The 7,540-nt window shown below is 35.2% G+C and carries 4 protein-coding genes; 2 read left to right on the forward strand and 2 right to left on the reverse strand.

Going from position 1 to position 7,540, the window contains the following annotated elements:
• Both I6E11_RS13775 and I6E11_RS13780 read right to left on the reverse strand, forming a co-directional pair.
• Positions 1 to 764, reverse strand: a 764-nt coding sequence (locus I6E11_RS13775; protein ID WP_235338721.1) for a metallophosphoesterase, incomplete at its 3' end; no start/stop codon positions are given.
• 1 nt (position 765) lies between these two features.
• Complete coding sequence (locus I6E11_RS13780; protein WP_204482260.1) at positions 766 to 1,353, reverse strand: metallophosphoesterase; 588 nt, start codon at positions 1,351 to 1,353, stop codon at positions 766 to 768.
• A gap of 911 nt (positions 1,354 to 2,264) precedes the next feature.
• Between I6E11_RS13780 and I6E11_RS13785 the strand changes: the two genes are divergently transcribed.
• Together I6E11_RS13785 and I6E11_RS13790 are read left to right on the forward strand one after the other, a co-directional pair.
• Positions 2,265 to 4,868 (forward strand): P-loop NTPase fold protein, encoded by a 2,604-nt coding sequence (locus tag I6E11_RS13785; RefSeq protein WP_204482259.1) that lies wholly within the window; start codon positions 2,265 to 2,267, stop codon positions 4,866 to 4,868.
• A gap of 1 nt (position 4,869) precedes the next feature.
• Positions 4,870 to 7,143, forward strand: a complete 2,274-nt coding sequence (locus I6E11_RS13790) for an amidohydrolase family protein (RefSeq protein WP_235338722.1) — start codon at positions 4,870 to 4,872, stop codon at positions 7,141 to 7,143.
• Positions 7,144 to 7,540 lie beyond the last annotated feature (397 nt).

Below are 7,540 nucleotides of genomic sequence, written 5' to 3' on the forward strand. Positions count from 1 at the left end.
ATTTCAATATATTTACCAGAATCAAATCCATTCTCTAAATGCTTGTTTTGGAAAATATATCCCATCTGATTGGACAGTAATTTAGTACCACCAATCTCTGAGTCAATATTTGTATGTGAATGTCCATATATCCATGCATCAATCCGGTTATCACAGATCAAATTTCCATATTCACTTGCAAAGGCACTATTCAGTACAGAACCTTTATGATAAGGTGCCACAACCTGAAAGGTAGGCAAATGATGTGTTACAACAATGATATGTCTTGCCTTACTTTCTATGATACTTTTCCGGATAAAACTGATACAAACTTCGTGCATCTCATTATACTCTTCTGTCTGGAGCAATTTCCCATTATATTTTATCTGTCGGAAATCGTTCATGCCTTTCCACACGAAATACTCATCGCTCGGATTGATTCGCGACCATAGCGTACTTAAAACAAAATCGGTATCGTCTATACTTACGACCTGATTTTGATAATATCCCACGTTTTTACGTAACATCCATTTCCATTGTAAGCCACGCTCCATTACATCCGAATAATTGTAATACTCATGGTTACCGGGAACAATCAAGACTTGCCTATAGTTCTCAGATGCCCATTTCCAAAACTTTGCCCGTGGGGCAATCTTATCCTTCAGATAGAATATATCACCGGCTAATACCAGAATCTCACCAGTTACTGGTATCTCTTTCTGTTTCAGAAACATGCTATTCTCCTGAAATTCTAGGTGCAGATCACTCATGTATTGTATCTTCATCTTACTGTTCTCCTTTCCTTGATTGTTCAATCTGTTTCCCGATGATTGCCTTCACCTGCGCAAATGAGACCGGAGTGAAATCGTTGTTGTCCACTCCGACATCATATTGTGTAGGAAGAAGCATACTCAGCCGAGGTGCATCCTTTCCGGTATTGTTCCTACTGGTATGCACGTGTCCGAAAAGCTGCCAGGTGCCATTGTATGAGCCGCCATAGCAAAGGAACGGACAATGATTCAGATAAATCTTCTGTTTATCGACCTCGATATACATCTGCATTGCTATATGCTCGAAGTATCTCGTGTAATTCTGCCTCAGGTTCTTGATGTCGTGGTTGCCGGAAATAAGGTATATTTTCCCGTTTAGCCTGTTCAGTACATTTATCCATTCGGCAGAACCTCCCAGACAGAAATCGCCCAAGTGAAACACGATATCCTCCGGGCCGACCACGCGGTTCCAGTTGGAAATCATCGTTTCATTCATGTGCGATACATCCTTGAAAGGCCTATTGCAGAACCTGATGATATTGGTGTGGTTGAAGTGAGTGTCGGATGTAAAGAACACCCTGTTTCCGTCAAATTTATAATTCATAATCTTTTTATTCATGCGCATCACTGCGCGGTTAATAATACGTTATAATTCTGCCTGTGGACGGAATTGACGAGAAGAGCGCATCGTGGGAACGTCACCAGCAGGCACATAATAAAAACCGTCGAAAAGTTTGGTAAGGACTTTCCGACGGTTTTCATTTATCATTTCAACGGGATACCAGCCTCATCGTATCCCCAATCGTTTATCAAACGTTAGTCGGAAAATGTCTCCAAAAGTATAGAATGCTCCAATGCCCAAAGTATGGACATGCCCCATTCTCTCAAAGCATTTTATGCCTCGATCTGATACGGTGTTCCAATTATTCATTCTTCTTTGCAGCATTGTAAACTTTATATTTTTATTCAATTGACGGCGCAAAATTACGTATTTTCTTGAGAAACAGCAATTTTTTTAGAGAAAAGCCGATATGAAGCAAATAACGGGGTCCACAATGCATACACATATACCTTTTGTACGCTTAGCCGTGTACTGTGAGAACTTATAGCATCTCCACTTAGTACTAATGTCAGGATACAATGCAACCTTGATAATTAAGGTTGTCTTTTCACACGGTAATATCTGGTCAAAGTAACTTTATTTTACCCACATATTAACATACATTAAATAAAGTAAGACTAAATAAAATAAAGGGGAAAATTGATTTTATCTTCCTCCTTGTTCAGTAAAACGATATATATGGATTTTATAACATTATATGTGGCAATATTTTGTAAAATTATAATGTATTATTCGTATATTTGTTATTAATTGGAGTTGCTTGCATAGCTTTAATTAGCTTAAAACAAGTATATTTCATGATATATTATGCAAATATTGAATAAACTGTTATCTTTCAATTGTTTGTCCTAATAAAGAAAATATAAGTCTACTGATTAATAATATATAATGATATGGCCGATAAAAGAAAAATCGTTATAGATTTAAATAATAGTCTATATGCTCATGGTTTCGAAAGTGAACAACAGATACACAAAGAGGATTTGGATAAGACAATAAGCATTATCCGTAATCAACTGCAACAGACTGATATGCAAGAAGATCAGAATGTTTTCTTGACCCATCTATATCGTACAATCGGAATTTTTGGTGACAGAGGCTCGGGTAAGACGTCTTTTATGATAAGTCTTCTAAACCAATGTAAGAATGAACTTAAAGATGATGTGGAAGTGTTGAGGATGATTGATCCTACGTTAGTGGAACATAAGAAGCCTATTATTCTTTGTGTCATTTCTATGATACAGCAGAAAGTGGAAGCAGTCCTACGTTCAAAAGAATGTTCAACCACAGATACATACGAACTAAAAAGAGCATGGGACAAGGTTATGACCCAGATCTCAAGGGGAATATTCGCTATTGACAATGTTGGTAATGACTATAATAATTCATTATGGCAGGATGAAGCATACGTAATGCATACGGGATTGACTAAAGTAAACGATGCGAATGAGTTTGAGGCTAATTTGAGAAAAATGACAAGAATGGCATTGAATATTCTTGACAAGAAAGCATTCATTTTGGCATTTGATGATATTGATGTAGATGTAGAACAGGGATGGAATGTGCTTGAAGCATTGAGGAGATATCTATCAGACACTCGGATTATCTCTATTGTTAGCGGCAACATCAAGCTTTATGGTTCATTGGTACGGTATGAATTATGCAAGAATTTGAAAATGCCTGATGGTACTCACCGTGAACTAATGGCCAATGAATTGGAAAGTCAATATATGCTAAAACTACTAAATCCCTCCAACAGAATAAATCTGCTTTCTTTGGGTCAACTTCTACAAAATTCCGAAATCACTGTAAACGTAAAGACGGAAAAGGTTGTTACTGAACTGAGTCAGCAATACCTGAATATTCTGAATGATTTAGGAATTATTGACATGCCTTCTAAAAATACATTCAAAGATTTTCTGTTATCTATGTCCTTGCGTTCGCAGATTCATTTTCTAAAAGATGCTTGTATGGAAAAGGAAAAAAATCCACCATTAGATGTATTCAGATCCAGACTCTATGCTCATGGCATTGATATCGAAGCATTGAATACGAACATACAAATGGTGAATATCGCACTATTAGAGTATTTGAATGAAAATGCAAATCTACCGGATTGTTATTTGTTGCTGCCTACATTACCGGATAAAGATATTAATAGTAATTTCACGGCTATAACCTTGCTAGAGTGTTGGTATTTGAGGAAAAATCCATTCCTTATATTTGACTATATGTTGCGAATTGGATACATCAGAAATGTCGTTTTACCTTTTGAAAGTAACGACTTAGCGATAAAAATTTGCAAATATTCAGGTTGGAATCAGTTGATGTCATTGAAAAACAACATAGGCTTGACTATGGCATACGTGGCAGGCAATGGATTGGGAAGCATGAAAGAACATATATCCTTGTTTGCTATGGGAGAAAAAGCAAAAAAAGCAAAAGAAACGCAGATGAATGCTTTAGATAATGTGCTAAAGAAAGAAGAACGCCCTCTTATCAGATTGATGGCCATGTTTCCCTTTATACGTATCACGCAAAGCAAAAACAATGAGAGCAAAAGCTATTATTCATTAGCGGCTCTGCTGGCTGTGGTTGGTGATATACTAAGATGCATAGATAAAGATGAAATGATAGGATGTATCAATGATCTAAAACTATTCCGTAGTTATCAAATGCCACAAGATGAGATTTACTACGGACTAGATGAAATAATAGATGGTAATAATTTCGGTGTAGAAACCAATCAAGACGGGATTTTTCAGTTAGCAGAATTGATGTATAAATGGAAAGAAGCCTATCATGATTACATGCTTCCTCCATACGCATTAGGTAGAATCATTACACGTCTATACACCTCTTTATCAAATGTTATAATCAGCTCAGTCGGTCAGATGATGAATATCATGGTGGCAAACTTTTTTAATGCTTGTTTGATTGAGGAATCAAGAGTAAAGAACTCCGCTCAAGAACAAGGTGAAATTAATAATAGCAATTTGAGAACAGACACAAGATATTTTAAGGACAATTTAGGGAAGACAGATATTATGAACAAATTAACCTTTACTAAATGGATGATATCTTGTCCTATGATGAATTGTTTCCTTGATAAAGAGACTTATGACAAATTACAAGAATTTATAATTGATGAACTCAAAACAACTGCCAGAGAGTCATATTCTGTTTATGAATTATTATGCTGCATAAATACTAAAGACGATATTGACGAAAAACCGTCATTTTCAGGTGAAAAGAAGGAAGGATGGATAAAAACAGTAAAGATTCTGTTGGATAATGAAATAAATGACAATATAATACAGGAAAAGATTATTAATGAAGGGGATATTAACAAAGCCATCGATTTTATTAATTCTACAGATCTTTTCAGCAACGTATATAAAAGTTCCGTAGAGTCGTTCAAAGAAAACTATCAACGCAAAATAGAAGCAACAGAAGCTATGGCTCCAGGTATTGAAAATGAGCAGAATAACGTATGATATGAAAAGTAATTCTTATCTCCGGTATCTGTTGTCAGACAACAGTTCACTGAAAAAATACTATAAAAAACAGACTGCAGTTAGTCTGAAGGATGTAAAACGTTCCATACTGTTAAAGGTACGAGAACGTGGATATTCTGTTCCAGATCACTACTATCGTTTGGGAACAGAATTTTCGTTTTTGGGTATTGATGAATTGAGCGAACTATTCACAATAGGGCTTCCTAAACTAGCTGACGAGTATCTTGAGATAAGAGAAAGACAGATATTTGTTAAAGGAGAACAAATGAACGAATGGCAGTTACTTTTACCACAAATTCCTCCATTGTTATTAGTAACGATGAAAATTTGGAAAGAATCAGAACCTATTGATGATGATGCTGTAAACTTTGCGTATCGCTATTTATTACCCTCTGTTAAGAATACGGCAATACCTTCTGCATATCTTCCTGAAATGGAAACATTGAGGGAAGAAAATCACGGTTTTGATGATTTGCATATCCATCTGAATGGTGCTGTAGAAACAGATTTGGCATGGCATGACTTTTTACGCTATCCTGAAGTAGTATATCAAGATATAAATAAGGCTTATCGCAATGACAAGGTGAAAGAACAACTTGAACAATTGACAGATATATCCACCCCGATTGAGTTCTATCATCTTTTTAATATAGCAGGTAGGATTAGAGAATGGCTATTCCAAAAGGTAACAAATGGAAAGGATATTTTTAACTCTGAATCTTTTGACAATCTCCTATCTAAACTTGTTGAAATGAGAGATACCTATAAAGAACATCCAATAAAATCAATTTTAGGGTATGATGCTTCTCCATTGATACTAGAAGGACTACTCTATATAAAGATTTTAGATTACCTAGCCATGCACTCACACGATAAGGCTGTTGCCGGATTGTTTCATTACTATTTACTCATTTTAGGTGTTTGCAACAAGCTATTGGTACAGCAAACTGATGCTTTTGGTTTTGAGCAATTCCAAAAATACACCTCTAACAATTTCAGAGAGTTCAGTGAACAGACTTATCCTCAACGCTTTCTGCAACTAGCAGGGAATGATTTGCGAAACGTCCGTCATATTGAAGGCCGATTCTCTCCTAAGACTTCTATAAATGATAATGCCACTATTATTAATAAAATAGTAGAAGGTCATAATCGTTTAAGGCAAAGTCAAAATACTGTTGGAATTTCCCATACTACTTCATTATCGTTAATTGCACATTTTATAAAAAAAAGTGAACAATCTAAAGGTAATATTAGATTTTCGGAATTACGTAAAGATCTTGACCAGCGAACTGAAGCACTAATCGCTCTGATGAATACAAATAGTTCTTATGCAAAATTTGTAACAGGTGCTGATGCAGCTGCCAGTGAGTTTGATACTCCTCCAGAAGTATTTGCGCCATCATTCCGCAGGCTAAGAAAAAATGGTATACGGCATTTTACTTATCATGCAGGAGAAGATTTCTTTCACATATTGAGTGGACTAAGGGCTATATACGAAGCCATAGAATTTCTAGGGTTACAAGCCGGGGATAGAATAGGTCATGCGACAGCAGCCGGAGTAGATGTGAGAATCTGGAAACAAAATATAGGCGACCGTATATGGATGCATATTGAAGATTATTTGGATGATCTTGTTTTTGCTTATCATCTGATTGCTGTGATGAAAGAAAATGACTTACTACCTTTACTTCCCAAGATAGCCCTGCGAATTGAAGAATTGTCATCTAAGATTTATCCAAGTAAATACAGTGTAAGTGAATTAATAGAAGCTTGGAGTTTAAGAAAGGAAAACCCAATATTATTAAACTCTGAGAATCCAAGTTCCTCCGAACAAATTTGCCTCTATTATCATTCAGAAGAAGGACGAAAAAAGGGAAAAGAAATATGTATTGTTGATGCTTACGAGATTTTTGGAGAAAAAGAACTAGACTGTTTGCAAAAAATCATATTAAAAATGATGCATCAAAAACAAATTGTCATTGAGACATTGCCGACAAGCAATGTCATCATAGGTCATCATCATGATTTCTCCACTTATCATCTTTATAATTGGTATAAGTGGAGCAAAGAAGGAATAATGATACCATCAATAGTTGTAGGTACTGATGATGCTGGTATCTTTGCTACTAATATCTATAATGAATATTGCCACATTTACTGTATGCTTGTTTTTAATAAGGGATTAAGCCCATATGAGGCAATGGAATATATTGAGCTTTTATTTCATAATGCAAAAGTCTATGTATTTAGATGAGAACACAAGACACTGTCCAAAAGACACTGTCCAAAATTTTGTACAAATGAAAATAGAATTCAGTTATAAGTTCTTCTCTTACATCTGGATTCTATTTTCAACTTAATTTAAACCATCAGTTCTGAAAAAGCATATCATTTTTCATCTTTCATAAGTAATAAAAAATAGTATTCACAAATCTGATTTTTCTTCTACATGTTAATTTGTGGCATTTAACACAAAATATTTTAACATCCATTTAGAACACATTAATTGCGATATAATTCAATTGACATTTTATTTATTGTTATTTTTAATTTTGCGGAAGCGGTTCACAAAATGTTTTATTAACGACACGATCCCTCATAAGTTTCATATCAGTAAAACTCCTTGACACGTTTTGAATAATGTCCAAATA

This window comes from Bacteroides caecigallinarum (assembly GCF_021531075.1).
GTDB classification, from domain to species: Bacteria; Bacteroidota; Bacteroidia; order Bacteroidales; family Bacteroidaceae; genus Phocaeicola; species Phocaeicola caecigallinarum_B.

Bases quoted from the DNA above. Each gene is read 5' to 3' on its own strand.
- I6E11_RS13780 (WP_204482260.1), bottom strand. From the start codon at position 1,353: ATGAATTATAAATTTGACGGAAACAGGGTGTTCTTTACATCCGACACT.
- I6E11_RS13785 (WP_204482259.1), top strand. From the start codon at position 2,265: ATGGCCGATAAAAGAAAAATCGTTATAGATTTAAATAATAGTCTATAT.
- I6E11_RS13790 (WP_235338722.1), top strand. From the start codon at position 4,870: ATGAAAAGTAATTCTTATCTCCGGTATCTGTTGTCAGACAACAGTTCA.